Below are 22,823 nucleotides of genomic sequence, written 5' to 3' on the forward strand. Positions count from 1 at the left end.
CAATCACATCCTTCACTCTATAAAACGCACGAGCATCGCCATGTGTTCCGATCTAAATCACTTGAAGGGCAATGGTTGGGACCCAAAGCGGCGCACAACGGGGCTGTCCAAGATATTAAGAACAGAAAATGCTGGGAATATCTGTCTGCTGCATTCAGGCAGCAACAGGCAGATCGTCACATCCTGCTTTGGGCTGCGCCCAGCAACAATGATGCGCGACTGGTGGCCGCTCTATTTTAGGAAGTGACGCTTTTGCGAAAGCTCCGCCAAAAGCGGGTCGATATGGTCGCCAAAATCATCCGCACGCAAAGAGCGAATTTGCTTGAGAACACCCATGGCGTGATCCGCCGTAAAGCGCTCTAAAAAGCTTTTGGCATCATCATCATGGTGCCAAATATTGGAAAGACGACGGTTGATATATTCTTCAACCATATATTGCTGGCGCTGGATCGATTGGCCAAATGTGCCCAAGTTCCACGCCATTTTCAGCGCGAAAATATCAACACCAGCCCGATTGGCACCGGAAAGGCCAAAGCGCTGCATATATTGCCGCGACTTAATCTCGAAACGTTCAGGTGCATAATCGGCTGTAACATCTTGCCAGCCGCGCATTTTAAGCTGCGCCACCAGACCCGACGGTGTCGTCCGCTCACGAAATTTCATGCCGAAACGTTCGGAATCGGCCAAAACCTTCAAAACAAGGTCAGAACAGGACAACCATTCTTTGATTTGCTTGGCATTTTGATTGTCCTTTGGGCCACGGCCAAACCCTAAAAATCGACGCAAGCTATATTTTGATTCGATATAGCGCCATGCGCTCATCATGCTTTCGGCACCAAAAAAAGTATCCGGTGACCGCAAATCCGGGCTGCGCAAAACCATAAAATCGGCATAACGATTTTTGCTGTCATAGCAAAGGTCAATCACCGGCACAAAACGCACCCCACCTGGGTGCAGCATGTCGGTATAATACCCTTTTACGGCGCGCGGATAAGCCTCGATAGCTGTGAGCTCAGAGCCAACTAAGGCACAATGGGTAAACTTGCGGGATGACTTGAAGGCGTCTAAATCAAAGGCGTGTTGAAAGGTAACATTGACGCGCGATTTTGGGCCGCGCGAGCGATAAAACACCACATCATAGGGCTGCGAAATTGGCCAGTCATCAGGCGAGATCGTCGAAGCTGGCTGCCCTACAATCTTGGCCTGCCCCTTTTCTATTATCCGCCCAGCCTGTGCTGTCATAGCGTTACACCCTTGAATAACCACGCCAAGGTACAATTCAACTGCACCAATTCGTGCCTGCCGCTAAGACACAAGAATAGTTTGTCCTAAGTTATATCTATAAGTCAAATCAAGCGATTAAAAACTTTAGGCTTAATCGTCGCGATAAACCTTTTCGCGGCGCTCGTGCTTTTCTTGCGCTTCCAGGGAAAGGGTTGCAATCGGGCGTGCGTCCAACCGGGCCAAACCAATTGGTTCGCCAGTTTCTTCGCAATAGCCATAAGACCCATCGTCAACACGCTTCAACGCTGCATCAATTTTCGAAATCAGTTTGCGCTGACGGTCGCGTGTACGCAACTCAAGGGCGCGGTCACTTTCCGACGATGCCCGGTCTGCAATATCCGGGTGATTTTGGCTCTCTTCTTGCAAGGCATCTAATGTTTCCTTGCTTTCACGCAAAATATCATTTTTCCATGCCAGCAGCTTACGGCGGAAATAGGCCAGCTGCTTTGGATTCATGAACTCTTCATCCTCACTCGGACGATAGTTGTCAAATTCCTGCGCATCCAACTCAGGTGCAGCGATCTCGCGTTCCAAGTCCATAGACATTGAGTCTCACTCCCTCAACTAATGTGGGCCATATATAATCACCAATGGCCATCGCGGCAAGTCGCGATTTGCATAGCGCTCTAGTCAATTATAATGACGGTAAAATGACGGAGAGTTATCCACAAATTTGGCGGCCCAATGGATCACAGACGGCCAAGTTTGGCCAATTCGACCTGAACCCGCAATTCGATATCTTCGATGACGGCCTGAAGTTCAGGATCTTTTGCGTCTGGCGCATTCTTGAGCATTTTGAGCATATTGGCCAGCCGATCCTCGCTGACCCTGCCGACCAAAAGATCCGTTTTCAAGCGCTCAAGTCCATCAAGAAGCTGATGACCGCGCTTAACGCTCTTCTTTTTGGCCAACAAAGGGTCATCAACGCTTTGAAGCGCCAACAGCGCATCAACGCTGCCCACATCTTCAACCGAGGCCCGATGTCGAACCTGCTCAGCCTTATTGTCACCACCCACCGAAAATTTCTGCCCGTCCGAATTGCCCTTGGCGGCTTTTTTCGGAGCAGTTCGGTTGGTTCTGTTGGTGTCCGTTATGCGCATTTAGGCCTCAAAAAATCCAACTGGGCACTTTCTACCCACTAAGCTGCATTTATTGCATCTAATAGGCATGATTTACCTACAAAAGCTATCATTTTCCAGTCAAAAACGAAAGCACCACGCGCATCAGTCCAATTTTATTCAATTAAATCATTAATTTAGCCGGAAAGCACCGCAGTTGGCACAGATTTCGCATTTATAATGGTGTCCCGCACCCGATTGGGGAATTGGAGCGGACAAAACAAAATGGGGAAGATGATGAAAGCAGTTTTTGCAACAGCGATAAAATGGACCGGGATGGCAGTGGCCATTCTGCTGCTGAGCCTGCCGGCGCAGGCTGCTCGCATTAAAGATATCGTCAACATTGAAGGCGTACGCGAAAACCAATTGGTTGGATACGGCCTGGTTGTTGGCCTCAACGGCACAGGCGATGGCCTGAACAACGCCCCGTTCACACGCCAAAGCCTTGTCGCAATGCTGGAGCGCATGGGCGTGAATACGCGCGGCACCAATATGCGAACCGCAAACGTTGCCGCTGTCATGGTCACAGCAAACCTGCCTGCCTTCTCAACCCAAGGCTCTCGCCTTGATGTTTCCGTTTCGGCCCTCGGCGATTCCAAAAGTCTGCAAGGCGGCACCTTGCTGGTTACCCCCTTGATGGGTGCGGACGGCGAAGTCTACGCCATCGCACAAGGGCCAATCGCCATTAACGGCTTTCAAACAGAAGGTGACGGCGCCACCATCGTTTCTGGCGTCCCCACCACGGGCCGCATTTCAGATGGTGCGCTGATTGAACGCGAAGTCGATTTCGATTTGGGCGCGCGCCGCGCGGTGCGCTTGGCCCTGCGCAATCCAGATTTCACCACAGCCCGCCGCATTGCGCTGGCCATCAACAATTTGATTGGCATGCCAACGGCCGTTCCGCTGGACAATGCAACCGTTAACCTGACCCTGCCCCGCGGCTTTAACGGCAACATTGTGGACCTGATCACCGACATCGAACAGCTGGTCATCACCCCGGATCTGCCAGCGAAAATTGTCATCGACGAAAACTCCGGCATTGTGGTGATGGGGCGCGAAGTGCGCGTCTCAACTGTCGCGATTGCCCAGTCGAATCTAACCGTCACCATCACTGAAGACCCACAAGTCGATCAGCCCAATTCACTTGCCAACGGCCAAACCGTTGTGGTGCCGCGCACCGAAATTCAGGTTGATCAGGTCGACAGCCAACTGGCGACCTTGAATGAAAGCGTAACCTTGCAGGAACTTGTTGATGGGTTGAACGCGCTGGGCATTTCACCACGCGATCTCATCTCGATCCTCCAAGCCATCAAAGCTGCTGGTGCGCTCCAAGCTGAAATTGAGGTGATCTAATGGCCACTGCAAACACCTATTACCCCGTCGAAAAACCCTACAACATGACCAATACGCAATTTGCGGCATTGAAGGAAAAAGCAACCGAGCTTGAAGGCGTTTTTCTGAACACATTGATGAGCGAGATGGTCAAGTCAACCGAAACCGAAAGCGAATTTGGCGGCGGCTACGCAGAAGAAACCTGGCGCGGCATGTTGGGCGAGGAATATGCCAAGAACATTGCGAACAATGGCGGCCTCGGCCTTGCCGACGACATTTTGCGCGATCTCATCTTATCACAACAATCCATCAACACGCCGCGCTCGACCGCGCAGCCTAACCCTGCCTTTGTATCAGGAGCGTATCAACAATGAACTCACATCAATTAAGAGCGCAAACGCTGGCCAAAAAACCACCAGTGCCCTTGCCTGGCGAGCCAGAAGAAGTTTGCGCAGAGGCAACTGAAACGCTCACCAAACTCGTGAACGTCATGAACAATGAAACCACGCTGCTGCGCGCAGGTCGTTTGTTGGAGGCCAGCGAGCTTGCGGCACCAAAGGCCGAGTTGGCGCAAAAATATGTCGGGCTCGCGCGTGCGATCCAGCACAATGCGAAAACACTGAAAGAAACAGCGCCCCATCTTTTGATGGCCCTGCAAAAGCATCAATCAGCCCTGGCCACCCAAATGGCTGAGAACATGCGGGTGCTGGCCACCGCCAAATCTCTTTCCGAGGAAATCGTAGGCGACGTGGCGGCACAGTTGGGACAAGCACAAAAGCCCAAAACCTATGGTATAAACGGCTCCACCGGACCAAAGGCACAGAGTTTGCAAGGTGTTTCGATCAACAAGACAAGTTAATTCGAATTTAAATTAAATAACCCCTCCACAAATTACTTATCTGAAAACTCTCTTCTCCATGATGGTCTGAGGCAAGAAATGCCAGTTAAATTCATGGAGAAGAGCCGTGACCGTCAGAATAGAATCTGCCGCCGGTTTCCAAGGCGGCGCCGCCCTTAATGGGACAGCCCGCCCTCAACAGGATTACAAACCGCAGGATGCGGCCAGTTCAAAGGCACAGGTAGGCAGCGCACAAGCAGCGCCACCTGCAAATCCTCAAAGCGTTAATCCAGTTGCCGACGACGGGCTGCCAGACATCCCCAAACTCGTGGGACCGGCAGCACCAGCAAGTTTATTGTTTGAAGCCTCTCTTGCAGCCAATGCGGATGAAGGCGAGCCAGGGCATATTGATTTTCCAAGGATGATCAATCGTCGCTGGGTTCCCTCTCCAGACCTGTTGCGCCAGCTCGAGACAATTAAGGGCTAAGTATTTGTAAAACCGCTGTTAACCATGCCAGTTAAACGGCGGTTTACCATAAGAATTCCTCGTGCCTTCTGATTAAGGTTTAGTTCACTTGATCAGTGGTTTATGGGGGATATCGCGGGAAGTGGCGGTCAAAGAATTGACTTAAACTTTTCTATCAAAACGCGGGCCAGGAAGGCCCGTTTGTAAGCCAGAATGGAGTATTTAGTATCATGGCTATTCAACTATCAGCTGCCGTACGTCAGAACCTCACCGCCCTTCAAGGCACTGCTGATCTTCTCAGCAAAACACAGAACCGTCTTTCAACAGGTTTGAAAGTGAACTCTGCGTTGGACAACCCAGGTTCTTTCTTCACAGCCCAATCATTGAACTCACGCGCTTCTGACCTTTCATCTTTGTTGGATGACCAAGGCCAGGCTGTTCAAACTCTTAAAGCTGCCGACGAAGGTATTCAGTCTATCACCAAGCTCGCAGAAGCGGCTAAGGCGAAAGCAAACCAAGCACTGCAGTCTTCTTCAACAGCTGACCGTCGTAAGTTTGCTGGCGAATATAACGAACTTCTCAACCAAATCGAAACACTTGCCAAAGATAGCGGCTACTCAGGTAAAAACCTGTTGGCTGGTACAGGCAACGATTTGTCGGTGGTATTTAACGAAGATGGCACATCTAAGTTGGACATCTCTGCGGTTGACTACACAGACACTTCTGGCGCACTTGGTCTGTCAGATCTGACTGTCGGTACAAGCGGCACATTGACCATCGCTGAATCAGCTCTTGAAGCTGGTGACGAAGATGGCGATACATTGACAGTTACTGTTGGCGGTTCTTCAGTGGGCTCTATCGCTTATGATTCAGGCACCACTGCTGAAGACGTTGTAACAGCGCTAAACGCAATTGACGGTGTAACCGCATCAACAGACGGTACAGACATCACTGTCACATCAGAAAATGGCAACATTGTCATTGACGATAGCGACACAACAGCTGATCTGGCTACACAAACTGGCACTGGCTACGTGGCAGGTTCGTTTGACTCAGATGCAACAATCAACGCAACTTTGGACTCGTTGACTTCTGCCCTCGGCTCATTGCGGTCACAGGCTTCAACCTTCGGTACAAACCTGACAGTTGTTGAAAACCGTCAAGATTTTACCAAGTCAATGATCAACACATTGCAAGAAGGTTCTGGCAAGCTGACTTTGGCAGATACCAACGAAGAAGGTGCGAACTTGCTAGCGTTGCAAACACGTCAGACACTGGCATCAACTTCATTGTCATTCGCTTCTCAGGCAGACCAAAACGTATTGCGTTTGCTGTAAGCCGAAACGACAAGACTATTTTGAAGGCGGGCTCCGGTCCGCCTTTTTTTATATTCTGATTCTGGCATTAATTCTTCATTAGGCATATTCATTCATTTTCTAGTTGTTCCAGGAAGGAACTCGAGTACCTAGAAAAGGAAGTAAAATGAGTCAAATTCAACTCTCATCAGCCGTGCGGCAGAACCTACTGTCGTTGCAAAACACAGCTGATCTCATGTCAAAAACGCAGAACCGCTTGGCCACTGGCCTCAAGGTCAACTCGGCCCTTGATAATCCCGGTTCTTTCTTCACTGCCTCCTCATTGAACAACCGTGCGGGTGACCTCACGAACCTGTTGGACGATATGGGACAGTCTGTTCAAACTTTGAAAGCCGCTGACGAAGGTATCCAGTCGATCACCAAGTTGGTTGAAGCTGCCAAAGGCAAAGCAAACCAAGCGCTTCAGTCTTCTTCAACTGCTGACCGTCGTAAGTTTGCTGGCGAGTACAATGAACTCTTGTCTCAAATTGAAGATTTGGCAAAAGATGCCGGCTACTCAGGCAAAAACCTGTTGGCGGGTACCGGCAACGACTTGTCAGTGCTGTTCAACGAAGATGGCACTTCATCTTTGAGCGTTTCAGCCGTCGACTACACCGACACCTCTGGCACACTTGGTCTGTCAGATCTGACTGTCGGTACAAGCGGCACATTGACCATCGCTGAATCAGCTCTTGAAGCTGGTGACGAAGATGGCGATACATTGACAGTTACTGTAGGCGGTTCATCAGTTGGCTCTATCGCTTATGATGATGGCACCACTGCTGAAGACGTTGTAACAGCGCTGAACGCAATTGATGGCGTAACTGCATCAACAGATGGCACAGACATCACCGTTACTTCAGAAAATGGCAACATTGTCATTGACGATAGTGACACAACTGCGGATCTGGCCACACAAACAGGTACTGGCTATGTAGCGGGTTCGTTTGACGCAGACAGTGATATCAACACTTCGCTGACTTCATTGAACTCTGCATTGAACACATTGCGGTCGCAGGCCTCAACCTTCGGTACAAACCTGACAGTTGTTGAAAACCGTCAAAACTTTACAACTCGTTTGATCAACACTTTGGAAGAAGGTGCAGGCAAATTGACTTTGGCCGACACCAACGAAGAAGGTGCGAACTTGCTGGCGTTGCAAACACGTCAACAGCTCTCCTCTACTTCGCTTTCATTCGCCTCTCAGGCGGATCAGAACGTGTTGCGTTTGTTCTAAGGATAAAGAATTTAGTATTGCGTACTTTATCGCAATGGGCGGTGTGCGGATCATGCACCGCCCATTTTTTTGATTATTTTCAGATTCTTATCAAACTCATTAACATCTGATTAACCCTTAACTTGCTAAGGATTAGGTGCCTAGGATAGGCACCAGTTTAAACCAGAAGTTAGTTTATGAGCATACAGCTATCCTCCGCGGTCCGGCAGAATCTCCTGTCACTTCAATCCACCGCAGACATGATGTCCAAAACGCAAAATCGCCTCGCCACTGGCTTGAAGGTGAATTCTGCGCTGGACAATCCCAGTTCTTTCTTCACAGCATCAGCTCTCAATAATAGATCGAATGATCTTGGCGGGCTTTTGGATGATATGGGACAATCCATTCAAACACTAAAAGCGGCTGATGAAGGCATTAAGTCCATCACTAAACTGGTGGAGGCAGCAAAAGGCAAAGCCAATCAAGCCTTACAATCGTCAAGCACAGCTGATCGCTCAAAATTTGCCACAGAATATAATGAGTTATTGGGGCAAATTGAGCAACTAGCCAAGGACGCAGGCTATAGCGGCAAGAACCTTCTTGCAGGTACAGGCAATGACCTTGACGTTATCTTTAACGAAGATGGTACCAGCAAACTTGGCGTTAGCGCGGTAGACTACACTGATACCTCCGCTTCATTGGGTTTGAGTTCTCTAGCAACGACAATCGCCGGCACGCCAGGGTCATTTACCATCAGCGATCAGGATTTGTATGACGGCTTTAATGGTGACGCCGGGGATACATTTATTATCGAAGATGGAGACGGCACGACTCTTATCGCAGCCGGAGATCCTGGTGACGGAACCCTCACCTACTCCAACCAGATCGCCGATGAAATTAACGCTGCGGGCGTTCCCGGTCTGTCAGCAACATTTGTCCCCGGTCCGTTGACCGGATCGCTGACAGTTACATATACTGAAGGCAACGTTTCAATTGATGACGCCGATTCAACTAATGATCTCGCTACGACGACTTCATCAAATTTTGTTGAGAGTGTTGTTGGTGGTTTTGAGACCGATGAGGCCATCAACGCCGAACTGGATAAACTCAACACAGCACTCAACACATTGCGTTCACAAGCATCGACATTCGGCACAAACCTGACAGTTGTTGAGAATCGCCAGAACTTCACAAAGTCATTAATCAACACCTTAGAAGAAGGTGCGGGCAAGCTGACCCTTGCAGATACAAACGAAGAAGGTGCGAACTTGCTGGCGTTGCAAACGCGGCAACAGCTTTCGTCGACCTCCCTCTCCTTCGCCTCACAAGCAGATCAAAACGTCCTCCGACTCTTCTAACACATTATAAAATATTACTTTTTTCAAGGCGAACTTCGGTTCGCCTTTTTTATTGCGTTTTATTAATTTTCGCATTTTGCAACAAATTCCGCATTTTGCAACGCGCATTAAACTTCGATTAACCATCCTCATTCATGATCATAAGTGCCCCAGAATCGGGCCTAGAAACCATGAAGGAATAGAACTTTGACAATGATCCATTTGTCCGCGGCAGTGCGGCAAAACCTCTTATCACTGCAAGGCACAGCCGACTTGATGTCCAAAACGCAAAATCGTTTGGCCACCGGGCTCAAGGTCAACTCGGCTCTCGACAACCCCAACTCATTCTTTACAGCGTCCGCGCTGAACAACCGCGCTTCTGACTTGAGCAGCCTGCTTGACGACATGGGTCAAGGTGTTCAGACGTTGAAAGCGGCCGACGATGGCATTCAAGCCATCACCAAGCTCGTGGAAGCCGCCAAAGGTAAAGCCAACCAGGCGCTTCAATCCAACAAGGTCGCTGACCGCCGTCGGTTTGCGCAGGAATATAACGATCTGCTGACCCAGATCGAAGATCTCGCCAAAGACGCTGGCTACAAAGGCAAGAACCTTCTTGCGGGTACGGGCAACGACCTGTCAGTTATCTTTAATGAAGATGGCACCTCATCCGTTACGATCGATGCTGTAGACTACACAGACACTTCCGGTGCTTTGGGTTTAGCAGACTTGACAGTAGGCACAAGCGGCACCCTGACCATCTCTGAAGCGGCTCTCGAAGCTGGTGACGAATCGAACGATACGCTAACCGTAACCGTCGGCGGCTCAAATGTAGCGACAATTGACTATGGCGTCGGCACGACTTCAGAAGACGTAATCACTGCGTTGAATGCTATCGAAGGCATTACCGCATCAACCGATGGCACTGACATCACCGTTACCTCTGACAATGGCAATATTGTTATCGACGATAGCGACACCACTGCTGATTTGGCGACCCAAACTGGCACCGGCTATGTGGAGGGTACGTTCGATACCGATGTTTCAATCAGCGCCTCGCTCGAAACATTGAACGGCGCATTGAGCACCCTGCGCTCACAAGCATCCACATTCGGTACCAACCTCACCGTGGTTGAAAACCGTCAGAACTTCACAAAGCGTTTGATCAACACATTGGAAGAAGGTGCGGGCAAGCTGACCCTTGCAGATACAAACGAAGAAGGTGCGAACTTGCTGGCGTTGCAAACACGGCAACAATTGGCATCCACCTCACTCTCTTTCGCCTCGCAGGCGGATCAAGCGGTGCTGCGGCTTTTCGGTTAAGCCCCAACACAAAACTATGGCTCATAGAGCTATTTCTTCAAGAAAGACGTCGATTCTATTCGGCGTCTTTTTTTTGCTTAAACTCACTAGGCACTTTTTTCCGCCTAATATGTGGAAAATCAACCCATCTGACCCAATTTGAGCCATTCTGTTAATATGCGTTAACCTTTCAGTAAGGTTAACAATTCATTGTCACGAAGAATCGTGGCAATACTCTATTAACAACTCCAGGAAGGATGGTTCGCGATGAAAGATGTAACCCTCTCGCAATCTGTACGGCAAAACCTTTTGTCATTGCAGAGCACAGCAGACATGATGGCGCGGACACAAAACCGACTAGCCACGGGCCTGAAGGTCAACTCGGCGCTTGATAATCCCAACTCATTCTTTACATCGCAAGGGTTGAACAGCCGGGCCAACGATTTGGCAAGCCTGCTCGATTCTATGGGCCAAGGCGTGCAAACGCTTAAGGCGGCCGATACAGGTATCACCAATGTGGTGAACTTGGTGGAAGCTGCAAAAGCCAAGGCGAACCAGGCCAACCAAACAAACAAGATCGAAGATCGCCGCGTTTTTGCGAACGAATACAATAGCTTGTTGAAACAAATCGAAGATTTGGCACGCGATGCTGGCTATAATGGCAAGAACCTGTTGGCAGGCACCGGTAACGATCTGGCCGTTGTCTTTAATGAAGACAGCACTTCAAAGCTTATCATCGAAGCCATTGATCTTACAGATACATCTACCTTTTTGGGCCTCAATGATGTCACCACAGGCACTTCGTCCACGGGAACTGTAACTGAAGCCAACCTTATCGCAGGCCGTGAAGCCGGGGATGAATTGACGCTTACGATTGGCTCCGACACCTACACAATCGAATATGGCGCGACCACCACCGCCGCTGATATCATCAACGCGCTGGACGCCATTCCAGATGTTTCCGCCTCCTCCGATGGCACAACTGTGACGATCACGACAGCGGCTGGCAATTTCACATTGGACGACACCAACGCCACAAGTGATATGACCACCGTCACCGGCACAGGCTATGTCGCCGGGTCGTTCGACACAGAAACCTCAGTGAATGCCGTTCTCAATGACATTACGGAATCACTGAATTTGCTGCGCGATCAGGCCTCGACATTCGGCACCAACCTCACCGTGGTCGAAAACCGCACCAATTTCACCAAACAAATGATTTCGACATTGGCGAATGGGGCGGATATGCTGACCTTGGCAGATACCAATGAAGAAGGGGCAAACCTTTTGGCTTTGCAAACACGGCAGCAATTGTCATCCACCGCCCTTTCCATGGCATCACAAGCAGATCAGAACGTCTTAAGACTCTTCCAGTAAGATCGGTTCGGACGAGTTCGGCGTAAATTCATGAGGACGACATGGCCCTAAAAGTTGAACTAAAGCCAAAGGAACGGCTCATTGTGGGTGATTGCGTGATCACCAATTCCGATCAACGCACACGCCTCTATGTCTCCGGCAGATCACCGATTCTGCGGGAAAAGGACATTATGCGCGTTGAGGATGCGTCCTCTCCGGCCAAAAGAGTCTATTTCGCCGTACAATTAATGTATCTCGATGATGATGTTGATAAAGTGCAGGAAGAATACTTCAGCCTTGTCAATGACTTAGTAAAAGCGGCTCCGTCAACGACCCCAATTGTTGATGAAATTAATAATGAGATATTAACTGGTTCGCTTTATAAAGCTCTGAAGAAAGCCAAAAAACTGATCGAATACGAACGGGAGCTGATCGGCGATGCAACAACAGGCGGCTTTGGCGTACCAACAAACAGCCAAGAAAACAGCTAGTCCACGCGAACTGGAGGCATCATTGCTCTCCAAGTCGGCAGCTCAATTGCAGCGCATTCGCGATGATTGGGACAATAAAAAGCCAGAACTTGATGGCGCACTGACCTACAATCGCAAATTGTGGACTGTGTTTATGACATCTGTCACAAGCGACGAGAATCCGCTGCCGACTTTGATCAAGCAAAATGTCGCCAATTTGGGCATTTTCGTCATGAATCACACGATCTCGACCTTGGCCAATCCTGAGGCACGCCGCCTGGATGTGCTGATCAACATCAACAAAGAGCTGGCCGCTGGTTTGCGCACGCAGCAAAATCAGGATGAAGAAGCACCGAAAGGCGCTCACCCAGCTCTGTAGTCAGACTTGATTATTCATTATTGTTGGTTTGTGCGCCGCCACATCGTCAGATAGGCGGCCCCAAATCCAAATTGATATTGCGGTCACAATGCCGCAACTTTCCAGATTAGCGTGCTAGCTCATATAATTGACCATCGATAGACGGTTTACGATTGAAGCTGTTTGATAGCTTGCTTCCATTCGCGTTTTAAGCTGCAAGATTTGCATGGCGACCTCTTCCATTGAGATCCCCTCAATATCGGCGAGCATCGTCTCAAGTGCCGCTTTTTGCTGGCCGTGGCGTTCAGAAATGCGCGAGGCCGACGTTTTGGCAAGGCCCAATTCCATTTGAACAACCTCAATGGAACCAGCCACACCATTATTGGTTTCTGCCAACCGCTCCCGCACAACACCATTCATCGCCTCATAGCGTTCACTCGCTTTGGGGTCAGATGGCGAATAACCGTCCGCAGCAAACACGGCCAGTGAGCGCATCAACTCGGCAAAACCACTCTCATTGGCTTGCACGCCATAATTCACCCGCGTGCTTTCATCAACGCGCGCTTGCGACGTTAAGCGAGGGTTGGTGGAGCTTTCGCCCTTATACCAAATTACCGTGTCGGCATCCGTCGCGGCAACCAATGCGGTGGCGCTATCATAGGGAGGACCATCCACCCGCATGGACGCTTCGCCATTGGAATTGAAAAAACTATCCGCCGCGGCATATGAGGATGCTGCGGTCAGTTTGGTTTGCGCAAAATGTCCCAGGCGCTCATTGAGCGAGGCTTGCATGTTCGCTGCCGTATCCGCAATCGAGCCACCAATCTGAAATTCATCGGGACTTTGCGGTGTACCGGCCACAGCTTTCAATTCAAGCGTAAAAGTGGTGCCATCCGGCAAATCCAGGCCGATCATAATGCGTTCATTGTCGGCGGGTTGGCTGGTAAACTCTATGGTCGCACTTGGCGGCGCACCTGCTGGGCCCGTCAAAGTCGTTGAGCTTCCGTCCGAGGAAAGGCTATCTAGCTTAAATCCAAATGGATGGGTGCCATCCTCGGCGATCGTGACAGTCGTGCCGGCCACGCCATTGGTCAATCGGCCCAGCCCCGACGCGCCCAAGTCCGCTTCATTGCGCTGCGAAACAATGGTGCGAAAACCATCCTTGCCGTCGGCGCCATTCATCAATTCGTCAAAACTGGCAACAGGGTCTTCTTCCGTTGCGTTGCCCGCCAAAAGGTGACGCCCATTCAGATCCGAGTTCAACAAGTCGATGACTTCTTTCATCCGGTTTTCCGCAAGATATTGCGCCGCCGTCATGTTCACGCCGTTGATTTCAAACGATCCCTGTTGGGCCGACGAGCGTGTTTCATTCTCAATTTGGTCGATGCGGCTGATCACATCATCCAAATAGTTCAAGCGAATATCTACATTGTCCAAATTGTGTTGATAGGTTTCCAAGGCACTCGTGCGGGCGCGCAAGGTCATATCAACCACTCGATCAGCCCCGAGTTCCGAAAGGGTTTGCGCCCGTTCACCAGTGGCCAATTGTTGGTTCAGCTTGTCCAGCTCATTGCGCATATCCGAGATCGCGCGATAGCTAAACTTCGCAGGAAACAGTGAGTTATTTACAATCATCTATCGTCTCCCTCGCTCACGCCTAAAACGCCTGCATAAGGCGATCAAGCAGTTCTTGCGCGATCGACATCACCCGCGCATTGGCGGCATAGGCGTTTTGAAGTTGCAGCAATTTGCCCATCTCTTTGTCGATGTCCACGCCATAGGCATCTTCCGCTCGCATTTCCAACGTTTGGATCAGCTTGCCTTGATGCTCATGCGCTTGCTTTGTGGTGGCAATGTCATTGCCTTGATAATTGAGCGTTTGCCGCACAATTTCCTCAACGCTACCATTGAGGCGAAATGCCCCCTGCCCTTGCGCGGCACTCTCGGCCCGAAAAGTCATCGAATTCAATCGATCGACCAAATAGTTGGGTCGATCTGAATCCCCAATTGGCGTTAATGGTGAGGTTGAATGCTGCACCAAAAGGCTATTGTCGGCCACCACCTCCTGGTTCACCATCATGCGCAAAGCAAAGCCGCGCTTTTGCGACACACCATCCAACGAGTTTGTGAACGCGCCTGAGGTATCAACAAACAGCGACATGCCAAGGCCGCCATCCTGTGTGCCGGTCGCTGTTGTTTGCACCACCATTGAATGAATGTCGGACGTATCGGCCACGCCATCATCCATGATGCGCAAAACATCACCCGCAGGATTAGAAACGGTGACAGCAGCGCCCAAAGCCGCATTCAAGTCAGTCGCAACGGCCCCAATGCCGCCGGAAAAATCCAAGCCAATGGTGCGCAGCCCATTTTCATCAGTGCTGTCCATCGGCAGTTTGGACGCATCGTCAACGCGCACCACGCGCACGGTTTGTTGCGCGCCGCCAACTTCATATTTTACCGTAAAGCTGTTGCCGGGCAGCATATTGCCCAAATCAGCTTCAAAACCATCTTCCCCACCCGCCGACACGGCTGTGCCCTCGGTATCAATGGTCGACATGGCTTGCGCCAACCCAGCGGCAATTTCATCCAACTGATCTTGAGCGGTCACCAACCGGTTATCACGCAGATCAAGAAGTGACGAAATCCGCCCTGATGTCAGCAGGTCATGGGCCACCACATCAATTTCGAGATTGGCTGGCGTCACCACTTTCAATGTGCCAACGCCGCTCGTGGCTGGGTCCACATCATAAAGAGATGTCGGCGACAGGCTGCCCGCATTTTCGAACTTGAAGGTGGAGTGTTTTTCACCATCGAGCAATCCGACGCCGGTCTTGGTCATCACATTGATGGTGCCATTGTCGTTATATTGCACATTGATGTCGATCAGCTCACTCACCTGTGCCAGCAGGCGGTCACGATCATCCATAATACTCAGGCGAGTGTCATCGACCTTTGTGGTGTCCATCAACTCTTGGTTGATCTTGGACAACAGCTCCAAATTCTGGTTCAGATCCGACACATGAGTGAAGATCTGGCTTTCCGTCTCTTGCCGCATGCCTTGCACCGACCGAGACAAAAAGTTCAGCGATTCCGCCATGCTCTGAGCACGATCCACCACATCGGCACGCGCCACAAAGTCTTCGGGGCTCGTTGCCATTTGCTGCAACGCCCCTTTGAAGTTCGCAAGTTGGGTATCCAGCGAATTGATGTCGCCGGGCTTACCCAATAGCAGCTCAAGCCGCCCTAAGAATTCTGTGCGCACATCCAGCGCACCCATAAGGCTGGTTTCGCGCTGCGTTTGTGATTCCAACGATTGTACATAAGCGCGCTGAATTTGCGCCACCCGCACGCTGGAGCTGGTGCCGCGATAATTATCAATCAGCGCAACGCTTTGTCGGTGATAGCCAGGCGTTCCCGAATTGGCAACGTTTCGCGAAACGATGTCCAGGCTACGCTGGTTTACATCCATCCCCGATAAAGCATTACTCAATGTTACAGAAAGGCCCATAGGTCACCCTTTAGCGCATCAATTTAAAAGGGGCGGCGGTTAAGCCGCCCCAACTCATTATCTCACCATGTTCAATGCTTCTTGCAGCATCTCGTCCGAGCTGGTCACAATCCGTGTCCCGGCCGAATAGGCTTGCTGCGTCACAATCAATTTGGTGAATTCTTCCGAAATATCGGTGTTCGACTGTTCCAGCGCCGCGCCAGTCACGTTCCCATCAATATCCAAGATCGGAGTGCCTGACTCTGAAGTCGCCGAATAAAGCCCGCCATCATAGCGCTTTAGCTCATTGACCGCGTTGAAGTTGGCGGTCACCACTTGTGCCAATTCCACCTTTTTACCGTTGGAATAGTTGGCCACAATCCGGCCTTCCCGGTTCACTTCCACTGATACAAATTCACCAGCCGGATAACCATTCTGCGACAGCTTGGTCACTTCGGTCGTGCCGTTCGGATCAGCAAATTGAGTGACCCCGTTGCTGCCATGCTGCAACGTCACGTCACCAATGTTGATCCCGTCAATTGTAAGGCCGGTCAAGTTCACCGAGGCGATGGTGGGTGACAAAGAGCCATTGGTGCCGAACACATAATCTGTGCCCACATTCTGCCATTGCGGGTCGGTGCCTGTAGCATCCGCGTCCGCTTGATAGAACAGGTTCCAAGTGTCCGCGCCGCCATTTGCATAGGAGTCGGTTTTAGCCCAGCGCAACTGTACGTTAGCCGGCGCGCCATTTTCCGCATAAACCGTGATCGCCCCGCCTGCAATCGAGTCAGTCAAAAACTTGTCGCTTTCGGTTGCGGTCACAAAGCCGCCACCGCCAGTGGTGGGATCGTCCGTATAGTCTGCCGTATCCAATAGCTCAGAGTTTGGGTTTACCGGGTCATAGCCAGAATTTTTCGGCAATTGCGGCAGGTTCAATTGATAATTGAATACTGCAGTCCGCTGCGCAGGCAAAAAGGCGTTATCGAGCTGGATCACTTCGGGCACAGAACCAGCCACGTTGCCGGTCACGCTATCAATTGGAAGGCCCTTGAGAAAGGCATTCGACCCATTGACCAAATAGCCCTCTTTATCCACGTCAAAATCGCCGCGCCGTGTATAAAAATCTGTTCCGCCGAACACTGCATTGCCATCATTGGTGCCGATCTTTTGTTCCACAACAAAAAAACCATCGCCATTGATCGCCATATATGTATTCCGACCCGCAGTGGTCACATCACCCTGCAAATCATTGGTTGCACGCGACTGAGCCATCACCGCCCCAGCAACCTGGCGGCTAACCGGTGCATCTGGGATCAAATCAACAAAGTCAGTTTCAATCCGTTTATAGGCCGTTGTTTGCGAGTTGGCGATATTGCCAGAGATATGCTCCAACGCGAATGACTGAGCTTGAAGCCCTGTGACTGCAGTGGATAGCGCCCCATAGATACCCATTTGTTTCTCCTTACTGTCGATGCGGACATCGAAATCCACACTAAGTAATGCAAGAGCGGTGCCAGTTTTTAACTCATTGATTTTATTGGCATTAATAATCCGCTAACCATAAATGGGCGCAAAAAAGGGGAATCTTTTGCCATCTCAGGGGCAATTTTTGCCCAGTTGCGCCAAAATTGCCGAACCACCAATCCCATCAGTGACTTGAGCACCCATGCGAAACCCGCTAAGACCGGATAAGCAACAATGGAACCGCAATATGATTTTCAATTCGCCAGATGAGTTTTTGAACGCGCCCCGCAAATGCATCACCGCATTTGGCATGTCTGGCGTGGGCAAAACCCATTTCGCCAACAAATTGCGCGATCAGAACTGGTTCCACTATTCCGTCGACTATCGCATCGGCACCCGCTATATGGGCGAGCACATTGTTGATAATTTCAAACAATGCGCCATGAAGGACCCGTTTTTGGCCAATCTGTTGCGTACAGACAGCATCTATATTGGCTCAAACATCACTTTCAATAATCTCTCGCCCCTGTCCACCTATCTGGGCAAGCCCGGCAATCCGGAGCTAGGCGGCATCCCGTTTGACGAATATAAACGCCGTCAGGCGCAACACCGCGTGGCTGAAATTTCCGCCATGCTCGACACGCCCTATTTCATCGACCGCGCCAAACGCATCTATGGCTATGAGCATTTCATCGCCGATAGCTCAGGCTCATTCTGTGAAGTGATCGATCTCGACGATCCGCAAGACCCCGTGTTGGAAGCCGTCACCAGCTCATCTGCCCTGCTCTATATTCGCGGCACGGAAGAGGATGAAGAAAAGCTGATCGCCCGCTTTAAAAAGGCGCCCAAGCCGATCTATTATGCGCCGCAATTGCTCGACCAGAAATGGGAACAATTCAAGCGCGAGAATAACATTGCCCATGATCAGGATGTGGACCCGGACGCCTTTATGGTTTGGGGCTTTGCCTCCGCCCTGCGCCACCGCCTGCCCCTCTATCAGCAAATTGCTGATCAGCACGGCTATGTCATTGAAGCCGCTGATTTGGCGACCATGCGAGACCCAGCTGATTTCGACGCCATGATGGCAAAGGCCATCACCCGTCGCAACAAAGCTTGAACAATCTCTCATAACCGCCTAAACCAAAAAACCTCATAATCTCTAATCGGAGTACTCCAATGCCCATCAAGATTCCTAATCATTTGCCCGCGCGTCAAATATTGGAGAATGAGGGCATTATGGTGATGGACGAGACCCGCGCCGCCACCCAGGACATCCGCCCGCTGCAAATTGGCTTGCTCAATCTGATGCCTAATAAAGAGCGCACAGAAACCCAGTTCGCCCGCCTGATCGGCGCGACCCCGTTGCAAGTGGATTTGACGCTCGTCCGCATTTCCAACCACCAATCAAAAAACGTGGCGCAAGATCATTTGGAAGCGTTTTACCAAACGTGGGACGAAGTGAAGGACCGCAAGTTTGACGGCTTTATCGTCACCGGTGCGCCCATCGCCCATCTTGATTTTAAAGATGTCGGCTATTGGGACGAAATGGTCGACATTATGAACTGGACCCGCACCAATGTGCATACCACCATGTTTGTGTGCTGGGGCGCGCAGGCCGCGCTACACCATTTCCACCATGTGCAGCGCTTCCGTCGCCCCAAAAAGGCATTCGGCATCTATCGGCACCAAGCTGCCACCCACGCCTCGCCATACCTTTTGGGCTTTTCAGACGATTTCGCCATTCCGGTCTCCCGCATCAACGATATCGACCACGCCTCCGTGCCCAACGATCTCGAAGTGCTGATCAATTCGAAAGAGGTAGGTCTTTGCCTCCTCAACGACCCGAAATATCGGCAGCTCTTTATGCTGAACCATCTGGAATATGATCACAAATCACTGGTGGAGGAATATTTGCGGGACAAGGAAGCCGGCTTAGACACACCGCCCCCGGTCAATACGTTTCCAAACGACGACATCACCCAAGAGCCGCTCAACCGCTGGCGTTCCCACGCCTATTTGCTGTTCGGCAACTGGATCAACCAGATGTATCAAACCACCGAATATGATTTGAACAAAATCGGCACCAAATAAGCTGAATCAACTCGCGAAACACATGAGCCAAGCATTTGTTTTAAAAGCATTTGCTTGGCTCTTTTTTTACCGCCACCGGTCGCTGTCGCTCCCGTCCCCGGCACCCCCGCCACTTTTCTTGCCGCCACCGGTCGCTCCGCTCCCGTCCCGGCACCCCCGCCACTTTTCCTGCCGCCACCGGTCGCTATCGCTCCCGTCCCCGGCACCCCCGCCATTGACACCCCAAGTTGACGTCAGGACAATCCGTTCTCTCCCGACGTCATTACCGGGCTTGACCCGGTAATCCATGCAGCACCCGATATGCATGCACCCACATCTCCCCACCCACCACGTCATTGCAAGACTTGATCTTGCAATCCATTTGCGACCAGCCACACGGCACCTAGTTAAATCATTCGCTCACAGCCATCCCCAGCATCGGTCATCCTCAAACCAGCCTGCGCGGCACGAGCGCAAAATAAAGTTCCGAGGATCAAGACAAAACCCGTTCCCACCTTGCAAATATATCTAATAGATATATATAGGCCTAAGTTTTACCTTTGGAGAAGTTCGATGAAACGGCTTTGGTTTATCGCCATCCCCCTCATTTTGATCGTGGGCGGTGCCCTTTTAATCCTAAATATGCTGCAACCCGCCCTGCCAGACCCAACCGGCCAACATTTGGTTGGCTACCAGCGCACCCATGTGCAGCAAGGCGACCGCTGGGCGGATGTGCAAATTTTCTATCCCGCGACGGAAAAGACCGACCAACAACCCAAAGCCATGCCAAAAACCCTTGCCGCCCAAATGGCGAAAAGTTTCGGCATGCCAGAAGCGGCCATGCAGGATGATCGCCCTTTGCCCGCCTATATCGGCGCGAAAGCCGTCGCAGGCGCACACCCGGTGCTGATGTTCAATCACGGCCACGGCATGTACGCCAATCAGAACAGCCATCAGGTGATCGAGTTGGCCAGCCACGGCTATGTGGTGATCGCCATCAGCCATCCGGGACACAGCCTCGTCAGCTACAAAGGCGACAAAGCGGTGTTCAAAGCTGAAGACATTGCCAATTATGCCCCCGGCGAAGCCGAGATCCTGCTGGCCCGTCAGGCCGAAGGCTATGACCAACTGCGCGAAGCCGCCACAATGGACGAATGGACCGCCGCCATGGCCGCCCTCGAAACCGACGCTTTTGGTGAAATCAGCGGCCAGTTCCAAGACTGGATCGACAACAACACTCTATTGCTGGATCAACTCCCAGCGCTGCAATCCGGCACCGTCCCCACCACTGTCGCAGGCGCCCTCAATCTCGATAAAATCGGCTATTTCGGTCATTCCTTCGGTGGCGCTGTGGCAACGCACATGAACATGCAAGACGACCGCGTCAGCGCCTCTTACAGCTTGGACGGCCCCGCCTTCACCTGGTCGATCGCAGACGCCCCCAACGGCGCGTTCTGCTTCGCCTATGGCAATGCCAACAATCAGGCGGGCATCAAGTCAGATATGTCTTGGGTGAACCAACAAATCGCCAAATCCACCAAGGGCTGCGAACTAGTGTTTGATGGCGCAGCCCACATGAATTTCAGCGACCTGAATGAAATCTCATTCCTGAAATTCTTCGGCATGTTGGGTCCAATTGACCATCAAGTGATGCGTAACGGCCTAAATCAATCCCTTGTTGAGTTCTTCAATTCCACCTTGCGCAACGAAGGAGAAATGACCGAAGTTGAAGGCACCACATTCGTTCAGCACGATTTGAAGGGTTAAATCCAATTCAAGATAAGATCATTCTTGGCCTGTTGGCCTTCCAAGACGCCACATTATACGATCTGAAAAAGACGATGGAGCGGTCCACCACGATGTTTTACAACACATCGTTCGGCTCCATCCACCCGGCCTTGCAAAAGCTGGAGCGGGAAAATCTGGTCACGGTGCGGCAGGAGGCCAACGGCAAGCGCGTGCGCAAAATCTATGCGCGCACGGCAAAAGGCGCAAAGGTCTTTCAGGACTGGATCAGCGAACCTGTGGCCGTCTTCAAAACCAAAGACGAAAGCATGCTGCGCCTCTTCTATTTCGGCCACATCGAAGGCGACGTCGCCCCGCACATCCAGCTCTATATCGACGAAGCCGATCAATGGATCGCCGCGCTGGAAACCATGCTCCACGCCCAAGACCTCTCAAAAGTCCCCGCCGAGTTCCAAAAAATGGCCTTCTTCCAACTCGCCACCATGCGCTACGGCCTCGATATCATCAAATTCAGCAAAAGCTGGTACCAGCAATTGCTGAAAGACTACAAAGCCCAAGGCTTCAAGTGAGAACTGTCGCCGTCAGACCAACCCCGCCCACCGTCATTGCAAGACTTGATCTTGCAATCCATTTCACGACAAAGCTCGGTACGAAACAAATGCCTTTCCGCTTCGCCGACCCCACACACCGTCATCCTCGGGCTTGACCCGGGGATCCAGACAGGAACAACCCAAGGCGCACAAAGCAAATAGAAGGCCACATCTGGATTCCCGCCTTCGCGGGAATGACGACCGAAATGGCCGCGTCAGACATCCGTCACCCGTCGCGCCTTCACCTGCCGGATCAACTCCACCGCCTCCGCAGGTGGCTTCTGCTCCACCCGCAAATAGTCCGATCCATCCTGATTGCGGGTCAGCATCCCCAGCCCAACCATCATCCGGCGCAATAACGCCGCATCGCCAAAGCTGTGCACCTGATCCAGCCGCGCATTCACCTCACGCTCATGCAAATGTTCCCCTTTGGGCAGGGCCGCCCAAAACAGCCAGATGCAATTCTCCTGCACCCGCTGTCGCGAGGGCCAACGGTGCATCACACCCGCAGCATCAATATGCTGCAAACAGCGCGACACCATCGCATGATCAATCTGCGCAGCCTCCGCGCCATCAGCCATTTTCTGGCCCGACTTATGCGCCGCCCGCATATGTTGGAAGTTGCGAAACCCCGCCGCACGCGCCAGCATATTCATCAAGCTGAGATGGCTCGGCACCGCCTCATCCTGGCTCAATTGCTTGGCTAAACTGCGAGAAAATTGAGAAATATCCGCTGCATAAAGCGGAATAGATTGCTTTGTCATTTTACATTCCTAGCTGCCGCATCGAATGTCGTTGGTCGCTGACTTAACGACGCGGCATTGAATATAAAACCCAAATGCATTGCGTGAATTAAAGCAGATTTAGCACTCCAAACCCGGAGCAGCGACGCCTTGGTGTTCTGCCAACCATGATTTCTTCATATTCAATTACCGACGAAAACTCAATAACCAGTAGGATTGAAATTGGAATGTTAATAATTGCCGCATGACGCTCGCCCATCAGTCAACATTTTATTGACTGAATTTCAACGA

At 51.3% G+C, this 22,823-nt stretch carries 22 protein-coding genes; 15 read left to right on the top strand and 7 right to left on the bottom strand.

Annotated features, from left to right (window positions below; translation table 11 throughout):
* Positions 1-231: 231 nt before the first annotated feature.
* The 3 genes from G549_RS0106495 to G549_RS0106505 form a co-directional block, all read right to left on the bottom strand.
* Entirely contained in the window at positions 232-1,242 is a 1,011-nt protein-coding gene (locus tag G549_RS0106495; RefSeq protein WP_027834348.1) for a hypothetical protein, read from the bottom strand.
* A gap of 132 nt (positions 1,243-1,374) precedes the next feature.
* Complete coding sequence (gene dksA / locus G549_RS0106500; protein WP_051213505.1) at positions 1,375-1,824, bottom strand: RNA polymerase-binding protein DksA; 450 nt, start codon at positions 1,822-1,824, stop codon at positions 1,375-1,377.
* Between the two features lie 149 nt (positions 1,825-1,973).
* Complete coding sequence (locus G549_RS0106505; protein ID WP_027834350.1) at positions 1,974-2,384, bottom strand: flagellar assembly protein FliX; 411 nt, start codon at positions 2,382-2,384, stop codon at positions 1,974-1,976.
* Positions 2,385-2,639: 255 nt separating this feature from the next.
* On the opposite strand from G549_RS0106505, the gene G549_RS0106510 reads away from it, so the two are divergent.
* The 11 genes from G549_RS0106510 to flaF all read left to right on the top strand — a co-directional run bounded on the left by G549_RS0106510 (position 2,640) and on the right by flaF (position 12,450).
* Complete coding sequence (locus G549_RS0106510) at positions 2,640-3,755, top strand: flagellar basal body P-ring protein FlgI (protein WP_084634045.1); 1,116 nt, start codon at positions 2,640-2,642, stop codon at positions 3,753-3,755.
* Complete coding sequence (locus G549_RS19310; protein ID WP_051213506.1) at positions 3,755-4,108, top strand: rod-binding protein; 354 nt, start codon at positions 3,755-3,757, stop codon at positions 4,106-4,108. Before G549_RS0106510 ends, G549_RS19310 begins: the two co-directional genes overlap by 1 nt.
* Positions 4,105-4,593, top strand: a complete 489-nt coding sequence (locus G549_RS0106520) for a hypothetical protein (protein ID WP_027834352.1) — start codon at positions 4,105-4,107, stop codon at positions 4,591-4,593. Before G549_RS19310 ends, G549_RS0106520 begins: the two co-directional genes overlap by 4 nt.
* Before the next feature lie 106 nt (positions 4,594-4,699).
* Positions 4,700-5,059 (top strand): hypothetical protein, encoded by a 360-nt coding sequence (locus G549_RS0106525; RefSeq protein ID WP_027834353.1) that lies wholly within the window; start codon positions 4,700-4,702, stop codon positions 5,057-5,059.
* A 209-nt stretch (positions 5,060-5,268) separates the two neighbouring features.
* Positions 5,269-6,375, top strand: coding sequence for a flagellin N-terminal helical domain-containing protein (locus tag G549_RS0106530; protein WP_027834354.1), 1,107 nt, complete (start codon positions 5,269-5,271; stop codon positions 6,373-6,375).
* A 145-nt stretch (positions 6,376-6,520) separates the two neighbouring features.
* Positions 6,521-7,630, top strand: a complete 1,110-nt coding sequence (locus G549_RS0106535) for a flagellin N-terminal helical domain-containing protein (RefSeq protein ID WP_027834355.1) — start codon at positions 6,521-6,523, stop codon at positions 7,628-7,630.
* 176 nt (positions 7,631-7,806) lie between these two features.
* Positions 7,807-8,967, top strand: coding sequence for a flagellin N-terminal helical domain-containing protein (locus G549_RS0106540; protein ID WP_027834356.1), 1,161 nt, complete (start codon positions 7,807-7,809; stop codon positions 8,965-8,967).
* 192 nt (positions 8,968-9,159) lie between these two features.
* A complete protein-coding gene (locus G549_RS0106545) occupies positions 9,160-10,266 on the top strand; it encodes a flagellin N-terminal helical domain-containing protein (RefSeq protein WP_036221621.1) in 1,107 nt (368 codons plus the stop codon).
* 246 nt (positions 10,267-10,512) lie between these two features.
* Complete coding sequence (locus G549_RS0106550) at positions 10,513-11,622, top strand: flagellin N-terminal helical domain-containing protein (protein WP_027834358.1); 1,110 nt, start codon at positions 10,513-10,515, stop codon at positions 11,620-11,622.
* Between the two features lie 41 nt (positions 11,623-11,663).
* Positions 11,664-12,092, top strand: a complete 429-nt coding sequence (flbT, locus tag G549_RS0106555; protein WP_027834359.1) for a flagellar biosynthesis repressor FlbT — start codon at positions 11,664-11,666, stop codon at positions 12,090-12,092.
* On the top strand, positions 12,058-12,450 hold the full coding sequence (gene flaF, locus G549_RS19315; RefSeq protein WP_210162405.1) for a flagellar biosynthesis regulator FlaF: 393 nt from the start codon (positions 12,058-12,060) through the stop codon (positions 12,448-12,450). The genes flbT and flaF overlap by 35 nt, the downstream gene beginning before the upstream one ends.
* A gap of 114 nt (positions 12,451-12,564) precedes the next feature.
* Here flaF and G549_RS0106565 read toward each other — a convergent pair whose 3' ends face one another.
* Genes G549_RS0106565 through G549_RS0106575 form a run of 3 tightly spaced genes read right to left on the bottom strand, consistent with a single transcriptional unit; the run spans position 12,565 to position 17,371 of the window.
* The gene (locus G549_RS0106565) at positions 12,565-14,064 is read right to left on the bottom strand and encodes a flagellin N-terminal helical domain-containing protein (RefSeq protein ID WP_027834360.1); all 1,500 of its coding nucleotides are present in this window, start codon (positions 14,062-14,064) and stop codon (positions 12,565-12,567) included.
* 22 nt (positions 14,065-14,086) lie between these two features.
* Positions 14,087-15,940: a flagellar hook-associated protein FlgK gene (gene flgK / locus G549_RS0106570; RefSeq protein ID WP_084634047.1), complete on the bottom strand. Its 1,854-nt coding sequence runs from the start codon at positions 15,938-15,940 to the stop codon at positions 14,087-14,089.
* A gap of 57 nt (positions 15,941-15,997) precedes the next feature.
* Positions 15,998-17,371 carry a flagellar hook protein FlgE gene (locus G549_RS0106575; protein ID WP_027834362.1) on the bottom strand — a complete coding sequence of 458 codons (1,374 nt, stop codon included), beginning with the start codon at positions 17,369-17,371 and terminating at the stop codon, positions 15,998-16,000.
* A 259-nt stretch (positions 17,372-17,630) separates the two neighbouring features.
* Between G549_RS0106575 and G549_RS0106580 the strand changes: the two genes are divergently transcribed.
* The 4 genes from G549_RS0106580 (at position 17,631) to G549_RS0106600 (ending at position 21,768) form a co-directional block, all read left to right on the top strand.
* Positions 17,631-18,500: an ATPase gene (locus G549_RS0106580; protein WP_027834363.1), complete on the top strand. Its 870-nt coding sequence runs from the start codon at positions 17,631-17,633 to the stop codon at positions 18,498-18,500.
* A gap of 59 nt (positions 18,501-18,559) precedes the next feature.
* The gene (locus G549_RS0106585; protein WP_027834364.1) at positions 18,560-19,474 is read left to right on the top strand and encodes a homoserine O-succinyltransferase; all 915 of its coding nucleotides are present in this window, start codon (positions 18,560-18,562) and stop codon (positions 19,472-19,474) included.
* 552 nt (positions 19,475-20,026) lie between these two features.
* Positions 20,027-21,220 (top strand): alpha/beta hydrolase, encoded by a 1,194-nt coding sequence (locus G549_RS0106595; protein WP_027834366.1) that lies wholly within the window; start codon positions 20,027-20,029, stop codon positions 21,218-21,220.
* 32 nt (positions 21,221-21,252) lie between these two features.
* Positions 21,253-21,768 carry a PadR family transcriptional regulator gene (locus G549_RS0106600; RefSeq protein WP_027834367.1) on the top strand — a complete coding sequence of 172 codons (516 nt, stop codon included), beginning with the start codon at positions 21,253-21,255 and terminating at the stop codon, positions 21,766-21,768.
* 236 nt (positions 21,769-22,004) lie between these two features.
* On the opposite strand, the gene G549_RS0106605 is transcribed toward G549_RS0106600, so the two are convergent.
* Positions 22,005-22,553, bottom strand: a complete 549-nt coding sequence (locus G549_RS0106605; protein WP_027834368.1) for a DUF2087 domain-containing protein — start codon at positions 22,551-22,553, stop codon at positions 22,005-22,007.
* Between the last annotated feature and the right edge of the window lie 270 nt (positions 22,554-22,823).

This window comes from Maritalea myrionectae DSM 19524, assembly GCF_000423365.1.
GTDB lineage: Bacteria > Pseudomonadota > Alphaproteobacteria > Rhizobiales > Devosiaceae > Maritalea > Maritalea myrionectae.